This is a genomic window from Bradyrhizobium sp. 141 (genome assembly GCF_023074055.1).
Taxonomy (GTDB): domain Bacteria; phylum Pseudomonadota; class Alphaproteobacteria; order Rhizobiales; family Xanthobacteraceae; genus Bradyrhizobium.
The window spans coordinates 194213-214433 of the sequence record NZ_JADPKR010000108.1 but is presented as its reverse complement, the minus strand read 5'-3'; the positions used below and the strand labels follow the sequence as shown (position 1 = coordinate 214433).

Genomic DNA, 20221 nt, shown 5'->3' with positions numbered 1-20221 from the left:
ATGCAAACGGAGGCCGCGAGGCCTCCGTTTTGCTTTTGACGTTGAGAAATCAGGTCCCGCCGGGCTGACCGAATGACAGCCGCTCGGCCAGGACCGCGGCCTGGGTGCGCGAGCCGACGCCGAGCTTGCGCAGGATCGTAGAGACATGGCCCTTCACGGTCTGCTCGGCGATGTCGAGCTCGCCTGCGATCTGCTTGTTGAGCTTGCCTTCGACGATCATTGCGAGAATGCGCAGCTGCTGCGCCGACAGCGTGGCCATTCGCCCGGCGAGCTCGACATCGGCGCCCTGGATCGAGCCACGCCCGCCGACATTGGGCGGCATCCAGATCTCGCCTGCGAGAATCTTCGTGATCGCATCCGCCATCTCGGGCAGGCCGAGCGATTTCGGGATGTAGCCGGATGCGCCGTAGGCAATGGCGCGGCGGATCGTGGTGGCGTCCTGCCGGGCCGAGATGATCGCCACCGGCACCGTCGGGAATTGCGCCGACAGGATGAACAGCGCGGCAAAGCCCTGGATACCCGGCATGGTCAGATCCCAGAGGATCAGGTCGATCTCGTCGGACTGGGCCGTCAGGATGCCGATGGCCTCGTCCAGCGACTGGCAGGCGACGATGTCGAGATCGGGCAGCACGCTCGACAACGCGCTACGCAACGCGGCCTGTACCAGCGGATGATCGTCGCCGATCAGGATGCGCATCGTCAGGGAGCCTCCAGTTTAGTCCCGAACTGCCGGCTCAGGGCTTCGCCGCCGAGGAAGCGCCGCAGAGCTGCCGGCTTGACCGGCTTCGACAGGATCTCGCAGCCGCGCGCCCTCGCCTCCTTGCGCACCGCCTCGCTGCGATCGCCGGTGACGACCAGCGCGCGGACGGTGCGACCCGACTTCTGCCTGAGATCGTCGAGAAAGTCCAAGCCCGTGCGGCCGCCATCGAGATGGTAGTCGAGCAAAACGACATCGGGCGGACCGGCTGTGGCCGCAGCCATCGCCTCGGCGATATCTTCCGCGACGAGCACGCGATGTCCCCAGCCGTCGAGCAGCGCCGTCAGGCCCTCGAGGATCGTCGCATCATTGTCGAGACACAGGATCGTCAGCGGCCGTTCCGCCGCTGCGGGCGCCGCAATGGCGGGATTGCGCTGAAGCGACCTGGCCGGTCCGCGCGCAAGCGGCACCGTGACGGCAAAGCACGACCCATGCCCCGGGCGCGAACGGACATCGACGGCATGGTCCAGCAGCCGCGACACGCGATCGACGATGGCGAGCCCCAGGCCCAATCCCTTCTCCGATCCGGGCGCGAGGCGCTGGAACTCTTCGAAGATGCGTATCTGATCCTCCGCCGGGATCCCGATGCCGGTATCCCAGACCTCGATGCGCAGCCCGTCGCCGCGCCTTCGGCAGCCGAGCAGGATGCGCCCCCTAGGCGTGTAGCGAAGCGCGTTCGACAATAGGTTCTGCAAGATGCGACGCAGCAGATGCGGATCGCTGTGCACGGCGAGGCGGCAATCGACGACGCGGAGGAAGAGCCCGCGATCGTGCGCCATCGCCGAGAACTCGACGTTCAACTGCACGAGCAGGTCGGCGATCGGAAAGTCGAACGCCTCCGCGCGGACGGCGCCGGCATCGTAGGAGGAGATGTCGAGCAGCCTGTCCAGCACGTGCTCGGTCGAGCGCAGCGCCGCAATCGCGCTGCTCGCCAAGGTGCGCTCCTTGTCGGCATCACCGGCTCGCGACGAGGCATGCAGGCCCTCGTCGAGCGCCGACAGAAACAGACGGGCCGCGTTCAGCGGTTGCAGGAGATCGTGGCTAGCCGCCGCCAGGAAGCGGGTCTTGCCGAGATTGGCCTGCTCGGCCTCCGCCTTCGCCTGCTCGAGCGCCTCGGTCCGCTCGCGGACACGCAGCTCGAGCCCCTCATTGGCGCGCCGCAGGGCTTCCGCGGCACGGTGACGCTCGGTGACGTCGGTGTAGGTCGAGACATAGCCGCCCTCCGCAACGCGGTCGTAGACGATCTCGAGCACCGTGCCGTCCGGCCGCTTGCGCTCGTACAGATAGGGCCAGCTCTGCGTGGCGACGTCACGATTGACCAGGAGCGCGGCGAATTCGGAGGCGGCATATTCGCCGCGCTCGACGTTGAAGGCAATCAGGTCCGCCAGTGGAAGACCCACGCGCACGAAATCCGGCGGCAGGTCCAGGAGCGCGATGAACCGGCCGTTCCAGGCCGTGATGTTGAAATCCGCATCGAACGCGCAAATGCCCTGCGGCACGCTCTCCAGCGTGCTCTGCAAAAGGCTGCGGTTGAAGCGCAACGCCTCCGAGGCTTCATCGAGCATCGCCATCGCCGCCCGCCGCGACAGCGAGTGCCCTTCCAGCGACGCTGCGATCACCACGCGCGCCGATGCCGCACCGATCGCCCCGGCGAGCAGGTTCTCGGTGAATCGGATCGAGTCGAGATCGACGAGCCCCGACGGATCGAGTCGCGGCCCGGTGCCGGCGATGCGCGCCGCGAGATGGCTGTCGAAGGCCGCCACGCCGCGCTCCGCGCCGACAAACCGCAGCGCCAGTGCGCGGAGATCGTCGAGCCGGACCACCACGCGGGACGACAGTTTCGGAATCGATTCGCGCACGACACCATCGGCGAATGCCGCGGCCTGGTTGCGCTCGACGGTCGATTGCCGCCCCAGCGCCGAGAACAGGAGGAAGCAGAGGATGTTGGCGCCGAGGCTCCAGAGCGTGGCGTGCGAGATCGGATCGATCCCTCCGAGGTCGAACAGCGCGTTCGGCCTGAGCCAGGCGATCTGCCACGGACCGTGGCGAACGATCTCCTCGATCCCTGGCCAGAGTGGCGCTGCCGAGGGCAGCAGCAGCGTATAGGCCCAGATGAAAAACCCGACTGCGATCCCGAGCGAGGCGCCGGTCTTGTTGGCACGCGGCCAGAACAGCCCTCCCACGAACGCGGGACCGAATTGCGCGACCGCGACGAACGACAGAAGTCCGATCACGGTGAGCGGATAGGACTGGTTGACCAGGCGGTGCATCAGATAGGCGAGCAGCAGGATGCCGAGAATCGAGAGCCGGCGCACCGCCACCAACACCGACGTCATCGGCCGGCTCTGCGCACGCAGGCCGAAGACGCGCGACCGCAGCAGCAGCGGCATGATGACGTCGTTGCAGAGCATGGTGCTGAGCGCGACGGAGGTCATGATCACCATGCCCGTGGCGGCCGACAGCCCGCCCAGGAACGCGATCAGGCTGACGGTGCCCGCGTCCGCCGCGATCGGCAGCGAGATGACGTAGGTGTCGGGGTCCATCATCGCGCCGAAGCGGTCGAGCCCGGCTGCGGCGATCGGCAGGATCAGCAGGCTGAACAGCACAAGATACGCAGGGTAGAGCCACGCCGCGGTGCGCGTGTGGCTCGGGCTCTCGTTCTCGACGACGGCGACATGGAATGCCTGCGGCAGGCACAGGAAGGCGATCGCCGAGATGATGATCGTCGAGGGCCAAACCGGCTGCGTCGGATCAAAGGTCAGAATCCCCGCCGATTGCGGATCCGACTGGAACTGCGACAGCAGAGCGGCCGGCCCGCCGGACAGGCCGAACAGCACGAACAGCGCGACGATCAGGAAAGCGGCCAGCTTGACGACGCTCTCGAAGGCGATCGCGAGCATCAGGCCGCGATGATGCTCGCTGGCATGAACATGCCGGACGCCGAACACGATCGCGAACAGCGCCATCGACGCCGCCACGCCGAACGCCGAATCCTGCCAGAACCGCAGCGCCTCGCCGCTGGCCCGCTCCGGCTGGAGGATCAGATAGTCAAAACTCTTGCCGACCGCCTTGAGCTGAAGCGCGATGTAGGGAAGCACGCCCAGCAGCGATGCGAGCGTCACGAAAGCCGCGAGCACCTGACTCTTGCCGTAGCGCGCGGCGATGAAGTCCGAGATCGAGGTGACGTTCTGCGCCTTGGCGATCGCGATCACCTTGGACAGGACCCTCTGGCCGAACAGCAGCACCAGGGTCGGGCCGATATAGATCGTGGCGAAGTCCAGTCCGCTGGTGGCGGCACGCCCGACCGATCCGTAGAAGCTCCACGAGGTGTTGTAGACCGCGAGCGTCAGGCAATAGCTGATCGCGGCCGCCCAGGAATTTGGCGCAACCAGCGGCCCACCGGCGCTTCGCCGGTCGCCCCACCAGGCGACCAGGAACAGCGTGGTCACATAGCCGGCTGCGACCGCAAGAACGAACCACGCCTGCAAGACATCCTCACCCGAAACCGTCCGATCCGCCCGCAACGAGCGGCTCCGGAACGCGGGCGGATACTAGAGCGTTTTCAATCGCATGGAAGGCTATTCATTCCAAAGAAGACCGGCGGCCGGAGCGATCTCCGGCCGCCGATGGCAGTCACTCCGCCGCTTCGCGGGACAGCCGTTCTTGCGGCACGCGCTTGAGCACCAGGTTGACCGCGACGGCCACCACGATGTTGAGCGCGAGCGCCAGCAGACCGGTGTAGATCGCAACCTTGCCCATGCCGAAATCGACGCTGTGCAGCGGCTTCAACCCGTCCGACCAGGCCAGCCACGATCCGCCTGCAAGACCGACGGCCCAGCCGGCCAGCAGCGCCTTGCTCGAGAACCAGTTCAGGTAGAGGCCGAACACCAGCGCCGGCAGCGTCTGCAGGATCCAGAGGCCTCCGAGCAGCTGCAGGTCGAGCGCGAACTGCGTCGGCATCAGCAGGATGGCGAGCAGCGCGCCGACCTTCACCAGCATTGAGGTGATCTTGGCGACCTTTGCCTCACCCGCCGGCGTCACCTTCGGATCGACCCACACCTTCCAGAAGTTGCGGGTGAACAGGTTGGCCGCGCCGATGCTCATGACGGCGGCCGGCACGAGCGCGCCGATCGCGATCGCAGCGAAGGCGAAGCCCGCAAACCAGCTCGGGAACAGCATCTTGAACAGCTCGGGCACAACGTCGTTGTTGCTCGCGAGCTTCAACCCCGCCGCATGGCCCATGTAGCCTAGCAGCGCGAGCAGGCCGAGCAGCAGCGTGTAGGCCGGCAGCAGCATCGCATTCTTGCGAATGGTGTTGCCGCCCGAGGACGCGAAGATGCCGGTCAGCGTGTGCGGGTACATGAAGGCGGCGAGCGCCGAGCCCAGCGCCAGCGAGGCATAGGGCACGATCTGCGCCGGCGACAACAGGATGCCGCCAGAGCCCTTTGCAGCAAATGCCGCGTCCGCCGCGGTGAAGATCGCGCCGTAACCGCCGAGCCTGGACGGCACGATTGCGATCGCAGCGATCACCACGATGTAGATCATGATGTCCTTGACGAAGGCGATCAGCGCCGGTGCGCGCAGGCCCGACGAATAGGTGTAGAGCGCGAGCACCAGGAAGGCGAGAACGAGCGGCACCTCGCCGTGCAGGCCGAGCGCCTTGATCGCGACCTCCATGCCGATGAGCTGGAGCGCGATATAGGGCATCGTTGCCAGCACGCCGGTGGCCGCGACCGCGAGCTCGAGCCCGCGCGATCCGTAAGCGCCGCGCACCACGTCACCCGCGGTGACGTAGCCGCGTTCCTTGGCGACCTTCCACAGCACCGGCATCACCGCGAATACGAAGGGGTAGACGATGATGGTGTAGGGCAGCGCGAAGAATCCGTAGGCGCCGACCGCATAGACCAGCGCAGGAACGGCGATCACCGTGTAGGCGGTGTAGAAATCGCCGCCGACCAGGAACCAGGTGATCCAGGTCCCGAACTTGCGGCCGCCGAGACCCCACTCGTCGAGATGGGCGAGTGTCTCCGGCTTGCGCCATCGCGAGGCGACGAAGCCCATGCCGGTGACGAGGATGAACAAAGCGAGGAATACGGCGAACGCCGCGCTATCGACATTAGTCAGCACGGCGCGCGCTCCTGTAGACGATGTAAGTGAGGAGCGAGGTCAGCGGCACCCAGGCGAGCTGATACCAGTAGAAGAACGGGAAGCCGAACAGATGGGGCTCCCGGATGTTGTAGAACGGCACGATCATCAGGCCGATGAACGGCAACAGCAGCAACAGACGTATCACGCTCTCTCCTCCCCTGTGAGTGAAGTCGACGCGCCTTTGCGTGGGCGCGACTTGAGCGCGATATAGCTGACAAGCAGGGCCAGCCCCTCCCCCTACCTTGGCTCGGCCGGACCCCCATACTTTCGTATCGCCGCAGCGCGCACGGACGCGTCATGGCCTCCGTTTTTTCTTTGGGCTGCCATTGCGCCGGCAGTTCACTTCGCATTGGTAATGCGGCAGCCCGCTACAGTACCGTCATTGCGAGGAGCCCTTGCGACGAAGCAATCCAGTCTGCTGCCACGGGCACAGTCTGGATTGCTTCGCTACGCTCGCAATGACGAGGAGAGGTCCGTGGACTAACGTCTACTGCCGCCTGCGCTCGTTCGCGGGCGCAGGCTTCGGCGGCTCGGGCGGCGGGGCTGCTTGCGATGAGTTGCTGGCGCCGAACAGCACGCGGGTCGGGTTGCGATCGAAATTGTTCACGGCGCGGCTGATGTCGCCGAGGGTGCGGCGGCCGTCGGTCATCAGCGCGCCGGAGCGCTTGTCGAAATCGTCGGCGAGTTCGCGGATCGACTTCACCGCCTGGAACAGCTCGCCGCCGTCCTTGCCGCCGGCGAGCGTGTTGAGGCCGACCATGAGATTGTCGGCCTTGAGCATGACGCCGTCGACCTTGGCCATCACACCGTCGATCTTCTCGGAGTTGCGGGCGAGCGAGTTGGTGAAGGTCTCCAGATTCTTCAGCGAGTTCTTCACCGATTCCTGATTATCGGCGACGATCTTGTTGATGTTCTGCAGCGTGCCGCGGATCGCCTCGGTGACGTCCTGGAGCTTGTTGGGGTCGGCGGTCAGCGTCGGGATGCCGTCCTGGTCGAGCGGTGGCGGCGCCGCGGCCTCGTCGCCGCCCTTGAGCGAGATCGCGGCGACGCCCGTGAGGCCCTGGAATTCGAGACCGACCAGGGTGTCCTTGCGGATCGGGGCGTTGTTTTCGATCATGGCGAGTGCGACAACCCGCCGCGGGTTGTCCAGCTTCACCGAGACCACCTCGCCCACCCGGATACCGTTGAAATTGACGCTGCCGCCGTTGCGCAGGCCCGCCGCCGGGCCCTCGAACACGACGCGCAGGGGGCTGCGCTGCTTGGTGGTGTGCAACGACTGAAACCACAGCACGAAGCCGATCGCCGCGGCGATCACCGCCAGCGTGAACGACCCGATCAAGACGTAGTTCGCCCGCGTTTCCATCAGGTGCTCCGGCTACTCATCCCAGCTACTCAACCCAGCTCTCAACCCATGACCGCGCGGGCGCGCTTGCCATGGAAATACTGCCTCAGCCAGGGATGCTGCGAGGCCTGCATGTCGGCGATCGACCCTGCCGCAATGATCTTACCGTTCCCTAAAACGGCGATGCGGTCACATGCTGTGTAAAGGCTGTCGAGGTCGTGGGTTACCATGAAAACCGTCAGCCCCAAAGTGCGCTGGAGCGTCCGGACCAGCTCGTCGAAGTCGCCGGCGCCGATCGGGTCGAGGCCCGAGGTCGGCTCGTCCAGGAAGACGAGGTCCGGATCGAGCGACAGCGCGCGCGCCAGCGCCACGCGCTTGATCATGCCGCCGGAGAGCTCGGACGGGAAGCGCTCGGCGACCTCGGGCTTGAGGCCGACCATGGTGAGCTTGGCCATGGTGATCTCGTCCATCAGCCGCTGCGAGACCCGTAGATATTCGCGCATCGGAAACTGGATGTTCTGCCGCACGGTGAGCGAGGAGAACAGCGCGCCCTGCTGAAACAAGACGCCCCAGCGCCGCTCGACGTTGCGGCGTTGCGAGGTGTTGGAGGAATCGAGATCGACGCCGAACACTTCGATGGAGCCGGCGACCTTCGGCACGAGGCCGATGATGGTGCGCGTCAACACCGACTTGCCGGCACCGGAAGGGCCGACGAAGCCGAGGATCTCGCCGCGCTTGACGTCGAGGTTGAGGCCGTCGAGCACGCGTGTGCTGCCGAACTGCACGGTGATGTCGCGGACGCGGATGATGGGATTTTGGATCTCGCCTGCCATCGTCACATCCCGATCGAGGCGAAGAAGATCGCGAACACGCCGTCCATGACGATGACGAAGAAGATGCCCTTCACCACCGAGGCCGTGGTGTGCTGTCCGAGCGATTCCGCGCTGCCCTGCACGGCGAGCCCTTCGACGCAGGCGACGATGCCGATCACGGCGGCCATGACCGGAGCCTTGACGATGCCGACGATGAAATGGTCGATCGAGATGGCGTCGCGCAAGCGCAGCAGGAAGGCCTCGGGCTCGACCCCGCCATAGAGCCAGGCGACGAGCCCGCCGCCATAGAGCGCGGCCATCGCGCCGAGGAATGCCAGGATCGGCAGCGCCAGCACGAGGGCCATCATGCGCGGCAGCACCAGCACCTCGATCGGATCGAACCCCATGGTGCGCAGCGCATCGATCTCCTCGCGCATCTTCATCGAGCCGAGCTCGGCGGTGTAGGCGCTGCCCGAGCGTCCGGCGACCATGATCGCGACCAGGAGCACGCCGATCTCGCGCAGCACCAGCACGCCCAGCATGTCGACCACGAAGATGTCGGCGCCGAATCTGCGGAAATGGAAGATGCCCTGCTGGGCGATGATGCAGCCGATCAGGAAGGTGATCAGGACGATGATCGGCACCGCGCGCCAGCAGACCTGCTCCATGTGATGCACGGTCGAGGTCAGGCGGAACGAGCGCGGATGGATCAGGACGCGAAATCCTGCCGCGAGCACGGCGCCGAGCATGTCGACGAGGCCCGCGACCGTCCCGCCCACACCGGCCACGGTCCGGCCGATCTGCTCCAGCATGCCGGTGATGGTCACCGTGCCGCCGTCGACCACGGCCGTCGCCCTGACCCGCCGCACCTCGTCGACCAGGCTCGAATAATTGGCGGAGAGCCCCGCGATCTGCGCCTCGACGGGCCCCTTCGTCAGGCTGCGGCGCAGCCGCTCGATCAGCCAGGCGCCGAAGGTGTCGAGCTTGGCGACCTCGGAAACGTCGATAAAGATGCTCTGGGGGCCGCCGGCGAGCTTCTCGGCGTCGGCCACGATCCGCTCCAGGACCGGCGCGAAGCTCGCGGTCCAGGTCCCAGTGGCGCAAAGTGCCAGCGCGTTGCCCTTGGCAATCCGTTCCAGCTTCGGATCGCTGTTCAAGATGTCCGCTCCCGTGCCGGGGCGGAGAAAATCAGAGAGTTGCGCACGCGCCCTTACCCAGAGAAGGTATCCCCAAGTGGTTAATGTTAGTTGCTAGAGGTAACTAGCAGGTTCAGATTTCGCCAGAGTTCAAAATGACTTCCATGAAATTTGCTTCCCTGGCGGCGCGAATCGAGCGCTTCCCGATCGCGGGCAGCTTTACCATCAGCCGGGGGGCCAAAACCGAGGCCGTGACTGTCGTGGCGGAGGTTAGCCGGGACGGGCTGACCGGCCGCGGCGAGTGCGTGCCCTATCCCCGCTATGGCGAGACGCCGGAGGCTACCCTTGCGGCCATCCAGGCCATGCAGCAGGCCGTCGCGGACGGGCTGACGCGGCAGGCCCTTCAGGCCGCCATGGCGCCCGGTGCGGCCCGCAACGCCCTGGATTGCGCCTTGATCGACCTGGAGGCCAAGGCGGCAGGCCTGCGGGCCTGGGACCTGCTCGACCGCCCGGTGCCGGGCGAGCGCACCACCGCCTACACGATCTCGTTAGGGACCCCCGAGGCCATGGCCACCGCGACCGCCAAGGCGGCGCACCGGCCGCTGCTCAAGATCAAGCTCGGCGGCGACGGCGATCCCCAGCGGATCGCGGCGGTGCGCAAGGCGGCGCCCGAATCCGAGCTGATCGTCGATGCCAACGAGGCCTGGACCGAGGCCAATCTGGAGCACTATCTCGCCGCTTGCGAGGCTGTCGGCGTCACCCTGGTCGAGCAGCCGCTCCCGGCCGGGAAGGATGACGCGCTGGCGCGGATCAAGCGGCCGCTCGCGGTCTGCGCCGACGAGAGCGTGCACGACCGCGCCTCGCTTGCCCCCTTGCGCGAACGCTACGACGCGGTGAACATCAAGCTCGACAAGACCGGCGGCCTCACCGAGGCGCTCGCCATGGCGGACGCGGCACAAGCCCTCGGCTTCGAGATCATGATCGGCTGCATGGTCGCAAGCTCGCTGTCGATGGCGCCGGCGATGCTGGTGACGCCGCAGGCGCGCTTCGTCGATCTCGATGGCCCGCTGTTGCTGGCACACGACCGCGACCACGGGCTGCGTTATGACGACAGCCTGGTCTATCCGCCGGATGCTTCGCTCTGGGGCTGAGTCTTGAGCCGGTGCCGCGCCGACCAGATCACGAGCGCGCCGCCCGCGGCCATCGCCGCCATGACGTAATACAGGCCATCGCCGATGTGGGCATAGATCGCGCCCGAGGCGATTGAGGTCGTCGCGCCCAAGAGGCCGTTGCAGGCGGCATAATAGCCCTGCCCGCGCGCGATCTGATGCGAGGGCACGCGCTGCACCAGCAGATTCATGGTGCCGACGATGGTCATGCCGAAAGTCAGGCCGTGGCCGAGCTGAACGATCGCAAGCAGCGCGAGCGGCGGCTCGTTGGCGGTGACGATCCAGCGCACAACGGCACTTATCCCCCCGATCGCGATCATCGTGGATGGATGCAGCGAGAAGCGCGGCGACAGCGCGAACACGACGATCTCGGCGATCACGCCCAGCGTCCACAGCCCCGCGATCGTCAGCCCACTGATCCCGTGGAGCTGCCAGTTGATGGCCGAGAAGGTGTAATAGGCGACGTGGCTGCCCTGGATCAGCGCCGCCGAGCCGATGATCGCCCAGAAGCCGGCATCGCGCAGCAGCGCCTTGCTGGCATGCCGCTCCGTCGTCTTGCGCCTGACATCGTCGAGCGGCTGAAGCAGCAGGCTGGCTCCGACCGCAACGACCGCCCATGCAACGATGATCCAGATCAGGTCGCGCGCGGCGATGCTGTCGATGAGATAGCCGCAGGCGAGCGAGCCGGCGGCGAAGGCCGCCGAGCCCCACAGCCGCAGGGGTCCGTAGTCGAGCCCGTAACGGGCGACACCGCGCAGCGCATAGGCATCGGTCAGCGGCATCGTCGGCGTCCACATCATGCAGGTCAGCGCATAGATCAGGAACAGCGCCAGCGGCTGCTGCTGCAGGCCGACCGCCGTAAATCCGATCGCGGTCGCCAGCACCGACATCATCATGGCGGCGCGGATGGCATGTCGCTTTTCGGCGAAGGCGGTCACTTGGGGCAGCGTGGTGAAGCGCGTGATCGCCGGCAGCGCGTTGATGAGCCCGATCCAGGCCGCATCGATGCCGATCGCCTTCAGCCACACCGGGAAGAACGGCAGATGCGTGCCCGAGACCGCGAAGACGGCCGAATAGAACAGGGCAAGGCTGACGGCGAATCGCCGCTTCCTGGATGCCGCGATGGGGATTTGTGATTCGGACTGCATCAAACCAATTGCGATTCGGTCGATATCGTGGTGATCGTTACAATACCGCGCAGTGATTTGCGCGACGAGATTGCCATGGCCAACGAAGCATTCGCCCTCTCGCCTATGTCTGCCCGCGCGGCCGAGCCGAACGAGCAGGATTACGACGCGATCCGCGAAGCCTTCATGGAGACCGCGCGCGGCCGCTGGTTCCTCGGCGAATACGCCAAGCGCAACCGCAATGCCGACACCCGCATGGTGCTCGATGCGGTCGCAAAGATCGAAGAAACCCTTGCGGCGCAGCGGCAACCCGTCGTCGAAGACCGCCTGCCCGAAGCATTGGTCGAGATCCGCCGCGCCATCCGCGAAGCCGAGACGATCGCGATCGCCGCGTTCGACCCCGCGGTGATCGAGGCAAGCCTCGCGGCGATCCCGCGCGGGGTGCGCATCATCAAGGAGATCTCCTGGCGCTGGCGCGAAATCGGCGCCGACGGGCGAATCTGCGACCTCATTGATTCGCAGCTCGCCTCGATCGAGGCCGCCTGCGGACAGGTTTCGACCATCGACCCCCGCGTCGAGCTCAAGATTGCCTTCGATCTGCTGAGGGATCGGGTCGAGCACACCGACGCCGGCGCAACGCCGCAGGCGGCGCCTCCGGCTCCGATGCAGGAGGAGCCCTCATCCGCCGCTGAAACTCCGCCTGCCGAGACCGCACCTGCCCCGACCGCAGCCGCAGCGATGCCCAGCGAAGCCCCCGTGGCTTTTACGGAGTCGCCGCAGGACATCGCGGCAGCTGCCGAGCCCGAAGCCGTCATGGACGCGGCCGTCGCCACCGGAGCGTTCGCCGAGGCCGAGCAAGCAATGGATGCGGCCGTCGCGCCGGAGATGGCGGCCGAAAGCGAGATCGCTGTCGAACACGCCGCGCTCGACCATGTCGCGCCGGAGAGTGTCGCGCCCGAAGATACGGCGCCTGAAGACGTCTCGTTTGAAGAGCCGGTCACGGACCCCGCGGACGTCGCTGACGCATTCGCGCTCGACGCCGCCGCGCAAGCCGAGGACGACGCCGTGCTCGAGGCCATCGCGCTGGAGATGGCCGCACCCGATCCTGATTTCGACGAGATCATCACGCCGGTCGAGTTGGAAACGGCCGCTCCGGAACCGAGGCCAGCGGAGACTGCAGCGCCCGTTGCCGCCGAGCTTCCGGAGCCGATCGCACCTCAGCCGGCCATTGCCCCGGTGATGGAAGAGCAGGCCGCGGACGCGCCGATCGCGATGGACTCGCTCGCGCGCCTCACCGACGCCATTGCGGAGGCCGCCGCCGAAGTAATGGAGCAGCAGGCCCCGGCCATGGCTGCGACGGCGACGTTCTCCGCAGCGCCAGCCGCGACGCTGCCACCGATGCCCTCGCCCCTGTCGGCGTCCTTGTCCGCATCCTTGTCCGAGCCCTCGCTCGGCGCCACCATCCTCGCCAGCGGCATTCTGCAGAAGCCCCGCGCGCCCGCCAACGATCCCCTCGCGCCGATCCGCCGCATGACCCAGGCCGAAAAGATCGCGTTCTTCTCGTAAGGACGAGTGCTCACTCTCGTGTCCTGGACAAGCGAAGCGCAGATCCGGGACCCAGCAGCCACGAGTTCTACTGCGACATGGGCCCCGGCTCAGCAGCACGAGAGATAAATTGCGGTGCAAATCCTCTCGCCACGTCGTTGTTGGCTCCGTCATCCTGAGGTGCGAAGCATGGGACGCAACGCGTCCCATGGGGAGCCTCGAAGGATGAACGGCCGAGATGCAGCCGGGCCGTCGCCCTTCGAGGCTCGCCGAAGAGGCGAGCACCTCAGGGTGACGGTGATAGAGTAGAGGAGCGTGTCGGTGTATGTAGGGCTATCAGAACCCTATCATCACAGCCATGTCCTCCGCCCACAACACCCTCACCCTCTGGCGTCCCATCGGCCCGAAAGAGTTGGAGCTGATCGAGCAATCCGGCATGCGCGCGTTCCCACCGCGCTTGCCGGACCAGCCGATCTTCTACCCGGTGCTTACGGAAGACTACGCCATCAAGATCGCGCGGGACTGGAATGTCCCGGCGAGCGGATCAGGCTTCGTGACGCGCTTTGCAGTCAAGCGCAGCTTCATCGAAAAATACGACGTCCAGGAAGCGGGCGGACGATCCCATCTGGAGTACTGGATTCCGGCCGAAGATCTCGATGCGTTCAATGCCGCGATCGTCGGCGTGATCGAGGTCGTCCGCAGTTTCCCTTAGCCGCCCTACCCGATCACCCGCAATTCCACACCGCTCCGATCGGGGTGCGCGTCCAGCACGGACCAAAGCTGCCGCCATTGTAGCGGCCGCCGTTGAAGCCGGGGCGGCCGAAATAGTGCCACTCGCCATCCCAACGATAATACTGCGGAACCGGGTCGATATACCAATGACGTCGGTCGGCGCGCGACATTCGGCGCATCGCGTCTTTCTGCTTGTAGAGCGGAATGCTGTTGCTCAGCGGCTGCCGATAGCCCGGCAGGAAGCCGTAGCCTTTCCAGACCGGCTTGGAAGGCTTGTTTGACGCAGCGGGCGCTGTGGCGGGCAGCAGCGACAGGACGATGGCAACAGATAGACACACAAGGCGAGACATGGTTCGACAATAAACAGGCGGATGCGAGAAGACCACTCAAATTCGAGTGCGAGGCTTTTCGCCGCTTCTGCTCATCGGCTTCTCTCGATACGCTTGCAAAGTGCAGCACGAGTGCTGCACGAAACGTCTTGCAAGTTCCGGAGTGACCCCATGTCTGAGCCCCCGCGCGTCGGCGCCTTCGCGATCATTCCGAGCAACGATCTTCCCGCCGCTAAACCGTTCTGGGAACGTCTCGGCTTTACGCGCACGGGCGGCGACGATGGCTATGTCATCATGAGCGGTTGGGGATGCGAGGTCCATCTCACGCAAGCCGGCGATGGCCCATGGCGTGTGCCGGAGCACAATCCCTTTGGCGTCTTCATCCGCACGCCCGACGTCGAGGCCATTGCCGCGCGCGTGGACGATCTGATCATCCGCCCCGGCGGCGTGCTGCGTCACCGCGAATGGGGCATGTATGAAGTGGGCATCAACGGTCCTGACGGCCTCCTCGTCCGCATCGGCTGGCCGTCAGAGCTGATGCGCCAGTCCAGCTAACTGATCACGCCCTTGCGGATCAGGAAGCAGCCATAGCCCCTGCTGTCGCCGACCTGCACGACGCCGAAACCCGCCGCTGCCGCGCGATAGAAATCCGCCCGAGAGAGCTTGCCAGGAGCAATGGCGCTGCCGCTGGCGCGTTCGATCTCGGCCAGCACCGCACGCTGCACGTCGGGCACGCGGTCGGGATCGTCGACCGGCATCATCACCCGCACCGGGTCGGGATCGAAATTGTCGAGCGGATAAACCGACATGATGGCGCGGACGGCCGACTCCATCGTCAAGCCCGGCAACTGGATCAGGCGCTGCGACGATGTGCTGCGGGCGATGTGCGTGGCCGGGTGGTTGGCGTCGACGACCACGAGGTCGTCGCCGTGGCCCATGGAGGCGAGCAGCCAAAGCAAGTCAGGCGTCAGGATCGGATCGATCGATTTCAGCATGTGACGGCGGTTCCTGTTATCGATCGCTAACCATAGCAGGTTCCAAGCGTGATTCAGATCACGTAAGCCGCAATGGTGACAGGGATCACGGAGCATACGCTCGAACGCGGCCAAGCTTCCTCGCAACCAATCTCGCATCGAGATCAGTGCCAGAGGAGCACGCCATGTTCCGCCTAAAGCCTTTCCTGATGACTGCGAGTCTGCTGGGAAGCCTGTTCGGCTTCGCCTGCGGGCCCGTTTCCGCGCAGGTCGCCCCGGTCCAGCCTGCCCCCACCGCGCTGCAAGGCCCGGAGCAGCGGGTGGCGCTGGTGATCGGCAATGCGAACTACCAAAACGCACCGCAGCTTGCGAACCCCGACGACGACGCGCAATCGATGGCGCAGTTCCTGAACTCCGCCGGCTTCGACGTGGTCTCCGCAACCGATTTGACCCAGAACGACATGCTCCGCGTCGTCCAGGACTTCTCCGCCAAGGTCGCTTCGCGCGGTCCGAACACGGTGGCGATGGTCTATTATGCCGGCCACGGCGTGCAACTCGCCGGTGAGAACTACCTGGTTCCGGTCGACGCGAAGGTCTCCAACCCCACCGAGCTCGTCAGCAATTCGGTGCGCCTCGTCGACGTGATGTCGACGCTGGAGACGATCCCGAGCCGCATGCGCATCGTCATCCTCGATGCCTGCCGCAACAATCCGTTCCCGAGCGTGAACGACGCCGGCCGCGGCCTTGCCATCGTCGATGCGCCGAACGGCTCGATCGTGGGTTACTCGACCGCGCCGGGCGCCGAAGCGCTCGACGGCACCGGCGGCCACAGCCCTTATACGCAAGCCTTCCTGAACGTCGCGCGCGAGCCCAACGTGCCGATCGAGCAGCTGTTCAAGCGCGTGCGTCTGCAGGTGAACCAGACCACCAGCGGCGCGCAGATTCCGTGGGAGAGCTCCTCGCTCACGAGCGACTTCACCTTCTTCGGCGACACCGCAATTGCCGCCAACCGCGCGCCGGTCAAGGCGCCGGTGGTGCAGATGGCGGCCAACCTGCCGAGCCGCTCGACGCGCCAGGCTTATGATTACGTCGTGTCCGAGGGCCGGCCGGAATACTATCAGGAGTTCATCCAGATGTATCCGCACGACCCGCTGTGCGACCACGTCCGCTGGCTGCTCAATAACATCCTGCTCTCGCAGGCCTGGCACAAGGCGGTGCTCGTGAACTCGCCCGTGGCGTACAAGAGCTTCTACGACAGCTACGGCAACAGCCCCTATGCGCAAGTCGCGCTGACGCTACAGACGCAGCCGAAGCAAATCCCCTTGATGCAGGCGACCAAGTTCCTGGCGCCGCAGAACATCGCCCCGACCTTCAAGATCGGCAATCTCGGCCAGCCCAAATACATGCCCTTGCAGCAGGGCAATGGTGGGCCGCAGATGGGCGGCAACCTGCCGGTCGTGCAGAAGCCGGTCGACGGCAATGTCATCGGCAAGCTTGGCAATGGCGGCCAGATCGTCAACCTGCCCTCGGGCAACAACAACCAGCCGAGCCAGCCGAACGGCACGCCGTCGCAGACCCCGGGCAAGATCGTCACCCTGCCTGCGCCGACCAACACGACCAACACCAATGGCGGCATTGGCAAGATCGTCACTTTGCCAGCGACCAACACCCCGAATGGCGGCAACGTCAACGGCAAGCCGGGCAAGATCGTGAGCATGCCCGTGAATGTCGGCAAGGGTGGCTCGAACATCGAGTCGAAGCCGGTCAACGTTCAGACGCAGAACCGCCCGATCCGCATCAACGATCGCGTGAAGATCAGCAACAATCCGGTGAGCAAGGTGCAGGTCCAGAACGACGTGCAGAACAAGCGTCCGCAGGTCAACACGATGCCGACCCGCATGGTCAACAGCGGCACCAACTTCCGGCAGTCGATGAACCAGGCGCCGAGCATGAGTGGCGGCAACCGTCGCGGCGGCTTCATGCACTGATCGCGGGCAAGCGCACGCAAGAGAAAGGGCGGAGCAGCGATGCTCCGCCCTTTCTTCATGTCAGCTCTTGCACATCGTCATTCCGGAATTCGCCGAGAGGCGCAGGCCCGGAATCCATTGTGCGGCAGAGTCGGCGGGGAAATGGATTCCGGGTTCGCGCTCACGCGCGCCCCGGAATGACGACTAGGCTACCAGCTCGGCGAACAAGTCCGCATCCACATTGCCGCCGGAGAGCACGATCACGACGTTCTTGCCGGCAACGTCGAGGCGTCCCGCAAGCAGCGCGGCAAGGCCGACTGCACCGCCGGGCTCGACCACGAGCTTCAGCTCGCGATAGGCGAACGCGACAGCGGCACCCACTTCGGCATCAGACGCAGTGACGCCGCGCGCGAGCAGCTTGCTGTTGATCGCAAATGTCATCTCGCCGGGAATCAGGGCCATCAGCGCATCGCAGATGGTTCGGCCCGCGGGCGGATGCGGCTCGCGATGGCCGGCGCTCAGCGAAATGCCGTGATCGTCGAACGCCTCGGGCTCGGCCACCACGATCTCGGCTAGCGGATAGCGCGCCTTCACCGCCGTCGCGACGCCCGCGATCAGGCCGCCGCCGGAGGCCGGCGCCACCACGATGTCGGGGCTGAGGCCGAGCGTTGCCATGTCTTCCGCGATCTCGCGGCCCGCGGTGCCCTGCCCCGCGATCACGAAGGGATCGTCGTAAGGTCTGACCAGCGTCGCGCCGCGCTTCTCGGCGATGCCGCGCGAGATCGCCTCGCGGTCGTCCTTGTCGCGATCATAGAGCACAACCTCGGCGCCGTAGGATTTGGTGCGCTCGCGCTTGGACAACGGCGCATCGGCAGGCATCACGATGGTCGCCTGCATGTCGAGGATTTTTGCCGCCGCCGCCACGCCCTGGGCGTGGTTGCCGGAGGAGAACGCGACGACGCCGCCGGCGCGCTTGTCCTGCGGGATCGAGAACACCTTGTTGAAGGCACCGCGGAACTTGAAGGAGCCGGTGCGCTGGAGCATCTCTGGCTTCAAAAACACCTTCGCACCGACGCGCTCGTTGAGCACGGGGAAGGACAATAGCGGGGTGCGGATGGCGTAGGGCGCGATCACGCGCGCCGCAGCGTCGATGTCGGCAGGGCCGATCGGGAGGAGCTGTTCGGTCATGTCCGAGCTTATCGCGGCCGATGAGGCCCGGGCAAGACACCTGCGCGCGAGGAATTGCCCGCTCAGGCGACCCGGCGGGGCTGTTCCGCGCCGGTCCGACCCGGCAGCACCGCGCCGACCGCCAAAATACTGTCGATGAAGACCCGCGCCGAGGCCTCCCAGGTGTAATTGGCAGCGAACGCGACACAATCCTGCCGGGAGACATCGAGAGCCGCGAAGCAGGCGCTGCGCAGATCGTGATCGAGCGCGCCGACCGGGGCATCGCCGATCACGTCGCGGGGGCCCTTCACCGGGAAGGCCGCAACCGGCAGGCCGCTCGCGAGCGCCTCCAGCAGGACGAGACCGAACGTGTCGGTCTTGCTGGGGAATACGAACACGTCGGCGGCCGCATAGATGTCCGCCAGTTCCTCGCCGTGCTTCTCGCCGAGGAAGATCGCATCGGGATAGGCCTCTTCCAGCGCGACACGCGCCGGGCCGTCGCCGACGATCACCTTGATGCCGGGCAGATCGAGATCGAGAAAAGCCTCGAGGTTCTTCTCCACCGCGACGCGGCCGACCGACAGGAACACCGGCGCCGGCAGGCAGAGGTCGATGGCGCGGGGATGGAACAAATGAGTGTCGACGCCGCGGGGCCACAACACGACATTGTCGAAGCCGCGCTCGGTCAGCTCGCGGGCGAGTGCAGGCGTTGCCGCCATCACGGCGCGGCTGGGGCTGTGGAAACGGCGCAGCGCCCGCCAGATCAGCGAGCCCGGAACCGGCACGCGGGCGCGCACATATTCGGGAAAGCGGGTGTGGAAGCTGGTCGTGAAGGGCAGCCTGCGTTGGCGACAATAGCGGCGGACCATCAGGCCGATCGGCCCTTCCGTCGCGATGTGGATGCTGTCGGGCCGCGCTTCCTCGATCAGCTTGGCGATCCGCGCCGGGCGCGGCATCGCCAGCCGCACGTCGCGATAGCTCGGCATCGCAAAGGTGCGGAACGATTGCGGCGTCAGGAACGTGAATTCGACGCCAAGCGTCTCGGCAGCATCAGCGAGTTTGGTCAGCGTCCGAACCACACCGTTGACTTGCGGGTGCCAGGCGTCGGTCGCGACCAGGATGCGCATCAGGCGGCCTCTTCTATGCAGCTCTGGCTGCAACCTGCGGTACGGCTGCCGGTTTCTGCAGATGATCCGCCCAGGTGATGATCTCGAAATGACCGTCGTCGTGCTCTACGAGCGCGGTGCAGCTCTCGACCCAGTCGCCGCAATTCATGTAGCGAATGCCGCCCTCGTCGCGGATCACGGCGTAGTGGATGTGGCCGCAGATCACGCCGTCGGCGTCGTGACGGCGCGCCTCGGCGGCAAGCGCCTGCTCGAACGCGCCGATATAATTGACGGCGTTCTTGACCTTCTGCTTGGCCCATTGCGACAGCGACCAATAGGGCACGCCGAACAAGCGTCGGAAGAAGTTGACGAAGCGATTCATCTGGATCGCGAAGTCGTAGGCCTTGTCGCCGAGATGGGCGAGCCAGCGCGCGTTCTGCACCACGAGATCGAAGATGTCGCCGTGGATGACGAGATAACGCTTGCCGTCCACGCCGGTGTGGACGGTGTTCTCGACCACGTCGATGCCGCCGAAATGCGTGCCGTAATAGTTGCGCAGGAACTCGTCGTGATTGCCGGGGATGTAGACGACCTTGGCGCCCTTGCGGGCCTTGCGCAGCAGCTTCTGCACGAGGTCGTTGTGGGATTGCGGCCAGTTCCAGCTCGATTTCAGCGCCCAGCCGTCGACGATGTCACCGACGAGATAGATCGTGTCGGCATCATGGTAGCGCAGGAAGTCGAGCAGAAGATCGGCTTGAGAACCGCGGGCTCCGAGATGAACGTCGGAGATAAACAACGTGCGAAAGCGCCGCTCCGGGCTCTCGTCACTCACATCGTAACTTCCCATGCGCCAGCCTGTAACAATGTCCCGTGACAGGGGGATGACCGATTGAACCCTTGAGGCACCCTC

The 20221-nt window shown here is 65.7% G+C and carries 18 protein-coding genes; 5 read left to right on the top strand and 13 right to left on the bottom strand.

Going from position 1 to position 20221, the window contains the following annotated elements; all coding sequences use genetic code 11:
- Positions 1-49: 49 nt before the first annotated feature.
- The 7 genes from IVA81_RS34660 to IVA81_RS34630 all read right to left on the bottom strand — a co-directional run bounded on the left by IVA81_RS34660 (position 50) and on the right by IVA81_RS34630 (position 9216).
- The gene (locus IVA81_RS34660) at positions 50-703 is read right to left on the bottom strand and encodes a response regulator transcription factor (protein WP_247327115.1); all 654 of its coding nucleotides are present in this window, start codon (positions 701-703) and stop codon (positions 50-52) included.
- Positions 700-4245 carry a PAS domain-containing hybrid sensor histidine kinase/response regulator gene (locus IVA81_RS34655; protein WP_247326618.1) on the bottom strand — a complete coding sequence of 1182 codons (3546 nt, stop codon included), beginning with the start codon at positions 4243-4245 and terminating at the stop codon, positions 700-702. Before IVA81_RS34655 ends, IVA81_RS34660 begins: the two co-directional genes overlap by 4 nt.
- Before the next feature lie 145 nt (positions 4246-4390).
- Entirely contained in the window at positions 4391-5884 is a 1494-nt protein-coding gene (locus IVA81_RS34650) for a sodium:solute symporter (protein ID WP_247326617.1), read from the bottom strand.
- Positions 5874-6050 carry a DUF3311 domain-containing protein gene (locus IVA81_RS34645; protein WP_212301179.1) on the bottom strand — a complete coding sequence of 59 codons (177 nt, stop codon included), beginning with the start codon at positions 6048-6050 and terminating at the stop codon, positions 5874-5876. The genes IVA81_RS34650 and IVA81_RS34645 overlap by 11 nt, the downstream gene beginning before the upstream one ends.
- A gap of 342 nt (positions 6051-6392) precedes the next feature.
- Positions 6393-7268 carry an MlaD family protein gene (locus tag IVA81_RS34640; RefSeq protein WP_247326615.1) on the bottom strand — a complete coding sequence of 292 codons (876 nt, stop codon included), beginning with the start codon at positions 7266-7268 and terminating at the stop codon, positions 6393-6395.
- A 41-nt stretch (positions 7269-7309) separates the two neighbouring features.
- Positions 7310-8080 (bottom strand): ABC transporter ATP-binding protein, encoded by a 771-nt coding sequence (locus tag IVA81_RS34635; RefSeq protein WP_027545159.1) that lies wholly within the window; start codon positions 8078-8080, stop codon positions 7310-7312.
- 2 nt (positions 8081-8082) lie between these two features.
- Positions 8083-9216: an ABC transporter permease gene (locus IVA81_RS34630; RefSeq protein WP_247326614.1), complete on the bottom strand. Its 1134-nt coding sequence runs from the start codon at positions 9214-9216 to the stop codon at positions 8083-8085.
- A 134-nt stretch (positions 9217-9350) separates the two neighbouring features.
- On the opposite strand from IVA81_RS34630, the gene dgcA reads away from it, so the two are divergent.
- The gene (dgcA, locus tag IVA81_RS34625) at positions 9351-10346 is read left to right on the top strand and encodes an N-acetyl-D-Glu racemase DgcA (protein WP_247326613.1); all 996 of its coding nucleotides are present in this window, start codon (positions 9351-9353) and stop codon (positions 10344-10346) included.
- Here dgcA and IVA81_RS34620 read toward each other — a convergent pair.
- Positions 10316-11512, bottom strand: a complete 1197-nt coding sequence (locus tag IVA81_RS34620) for a major facilitator superfamily domain-containing protein 6 (protein ID WP_247326612.1) — start codon at positions 11510-11512, stop codon at positions 10316-10318. The two genes, dgcA and IVA81_RS34620, sit on opposite strands and share 31 nt — an antisense overlap.
- A gap of 75 nt (positions 11513-11587) precedes the next feature.
- Between IVA81_RS34620 and IVA81_RS34615 the strand changes: the two genes are divergently transcribed.
- Together IVA81_RS34615 and IVA81_RS34610 are read left to right on the top strand one after the other, a co-directional pair.
- Positions 11588-13057, top strand: coding sequence for a hypothetical protein (locus IVA81_RS34615; RefSeq protein WP_247326611.1), 1470 nt, complete (start codon positions 11588-11590; stop codon positions 13055-13057).
- Between the two features lie 337 nt (positions 13058-13394).
- Positions 13395-13748 (top strand): ADP-ribosylation/crystallin J1, encoded by a 354-nt coding sequence (locus IVA81_RS34610; RefSeq protein ID WP_247326609.1) that lies wholly within the window; start codon positions 13395-13397, stop codon positions 13746-13748.
- Between the two features lie 13 nt (positions 13749-13761).
- On the opposite strand, the gene IVA81_RS34605 is transcribed toward IVA81_RS34610, so the two are convergent.
- Positions 13762-14118, bottom strand: a complete 357-nt coding sequence (locus tag IVA81_RS34605) for a hypothetical protein (protein WP_247327113.1) — start codon at positions 14116-14118, stop codon at positions 13762-13764.
- 150 nt (positions 14119-14268) lie between these two features.
- Between IVA81_RS34605 and IVA81_RS34600 the strand changes: the two genes are divergently transcribed.
- Complete coding sequence (locus IVA81_RS34600) at positions 14269-14652, top strand: VOC family protein (protein ID WP_247326606.1); 384 nt, start codon at positions 14269-14271, stop codon at positions 14650-14652.
- On the opposite strand, the gene IVA81_RS34595 is transcribed toward IVA81_RS34600, so the two are convergent.
- The gene (locus IVA81_RS34595) at positions 14649-15092 is read right to left on the bottom strand and encodes an RbsD/FucU domain-containing protein (RefSeq protein WP_346659431.1); all 444 of its coding nucleotides are present in this window, start codon (positions 15090-15092) and stop codon (positions 14649-14651) included. The genes IVA81_RS34600 and IVA81_RS34595 overlap by 4 nt on opposite strands.
- Before the next feature lie 164 nt (positions 15093-15256).
- On the opposite strand from IVA81_RS34595, the gene IVA81_RS34590 reads away from it, so the two are divergent.
- Positions 15257-17059: a caspase family protein gene (locus IVA81_RS34590; protein ID WP_247326603.1), complete on the top strand. Its 1803-nt coding sequence runs from the start codon at positions 15257-15259 to the stop codon at positions 17057-17059.
- A gap of 183 nt (positions 17060-17242) precedes the next feature.
- Here the strand turns inward: IVA81_RS34590 and IVA81_RS34585 are convergent, their stop codons facing one another.
- The 3 genes from IVA81_RS34585 to IVA81_RS34575 form a co-directional block, all read right to left on the bottom strand.
- Positions 17243-18226, bottom strand: coding sequence for a threonine/serine dehydratase (locus tag IVA81_RS34585; RefSeq protein ID WP_181769534.1), 984 nt, complete (start codon positions 18224-18226; stop codon positions 17243-17245).
- A 62-nt stretch (positions 18227-18288) separates the two neighbouring features.
- Positions 18289-19332, bottom strand: a complete 1044-nt coding sequence (locus tag IVA81_RS34580) for a glycosyltransferase family 1 protein (protein WP_247326600.1) — start codon at positions 19330-19332, stop codon at positions 18289-18291.
- A gap of 13 nt (positions 19333-19345) precedes the next feature.
- Complete coding sequence (locus IVA81_RS34575) at positions 19346-20158, bottom strand: UDP-2,3-diacylglucosamine diphosphatase (protein ID WP_104465794.1); 813 nt, start codon at positions 20156-20158, stop codon at positions 19346-19348.
- Positions 20159-20221: the final 63 nt, after the last annotated feature.

Excerpts from the sequence above, each read along its gene's own strand:
- IVA81_RS34640 (WP_247326615.1), bottom strand. The coding sequence starts at position 7,268 with ATGGAAACGCGGGCGAACTACGTCTTGATCGGGTCGTTCACGCTGGCG.
- IVA81_RS34635 (WP_027545159.1), bottom strand. The coding sequence starts at position 8,080 with ATGGCAGGCGAGATCCAAAATCCCATCATCCGCGTCCGCGACATCACC.
- dgcA (WP_247326613.1), top strand. The coding sequence starts at position 9,351 with ATGACTTCCATGAAATTTGCTTCCCTGGCGGCGCGAATCGAGCGCTTC.
- IVA81_RS34620 (WP_247326612.1), bottom strand. The coding sequence starts at position 11,512 with ATGCAGTCCGAATCACAAATCCCCATCGCGGCATCCAGGAAGCGGCGA.
- IVA81_RS34615 (WP_247326611.1), top strand. The coding sequence starts at position 11,588 with ATGGCCAACGAAGCATTCGCCCTCTCGCCTATGTCTGCCCGCGCGGCC.
- IVA81_RS34610 (WP_247326609.1), top strand. The coding sequence starts at position 13,395 with ATGTCCTCCGCCCACAACACCCTCACCCTCTGGCGTCCCATCGGCCCG.
- IVA81_RS34605 (WP_247327113.1), bottom strand. The coding sequence starts at position 14,118 with ATGTCTCGCCTTGTGTGTCTATCTGTTGCCATCGTCCTGTCGCTGCTG.
- IVA81_RS34600 (WP_247326606.1), top strand. The coding sequence starts at position 14,269 with ATGTCTGAGCCCCCGCGCGTCGGCGCCTTCGCGATCATTCCGAGCAAC.
- IVA81_RS34595 (WP_346659431.1), bottom strand. The coding sequence starts at position 15,092 with ATGCTGAAATCGATCGATCCGATCCTGACGCCTGACTTGCTTTGGCTG.
- IVA81_RS34590 (WP_247326603.1), top strand. The coding sequence starts at position 15,257 with ATGTTCCGCCTAAAGCCTTTCCTGATGACTGCGAGTCTGCTGGGAAGC.
- IVA81_RS34585 (WP_181769534.1), bottom strand. The coding sequence starts at position 18,226 with ATGACCGAACAGCTCCTCCCGATCGGCCCTGCCGACATCGACGCTGCG.
- IVA81_RS34580 (WP_247326600.1), bottom strand. The coding sequence starts at position 19,332 with ATGCGCATCCTGGTCGCGACCGACGCCTGGCACCCGCAAGTCAACGGT.
- IVA81_RS34575 (WP_104465794.1), bottom strand. The coding sequence starts at position 20,158 with ATGGGAAGTTACGATGTGAGTGACGAGAGCCCGGAGCGGCGCTTTCGC.